This window comes from Cobetia sp. SIMBA_158, assembly GCF_046566945.1.
In the GTDB taxonomy this organism is placed as follows: domain Bacteria; phylum Pseudomonadota; class Gammaproteobacteria; order Pseudomonadales; family Halomonadaceae; genus Cobetia; species Cobetia amphilecti.
Genome location: NZ_JAWJYL010000214.1, coordinates 1 through 288 on the forward strand (window position 1 = coordinate 1; position 288 = coordinate 288).

Sequence of the window (288 nt, forward strand, 5' to 3'; positions counted from 1 at the left end):
GGTAACGTCACGACGCTGCAAGGCCAGATCACGAACATCAACGGCAAGCTCGCCGATGCGGTGCTGTACGACTCGTCGTCGCACAACTCGGTGACGCTGGGTGGCGTGGGCGCAAGCACGAACGTCAAGCTGACGAACGTGGCAGCAGGCACGCTGTCGTCGACGAGCACGGATGCGGTGAACGGCTCGCAGCTGTACGCGACGAACGCCAACGTGTCGAACGTTTCGAACACGGTGAACAACATCGTGAACGGCGGTGGCGGCATTAAGTACGTCCACACCAACTCG

Annotated in this window: 1 protein-coding gene; it reads left to right on the forward strand. The window is 61.1% G+C overall.

Annotated features, from left to right (window positions below; all coding sequences use genetic code 11):
- Positions 1 to 288: hypothetical protein (locus R2R70_RS19685; protein WP_410978850.1), on the forward strand; the 288-nt coding region annotated here is incomplete at both ends.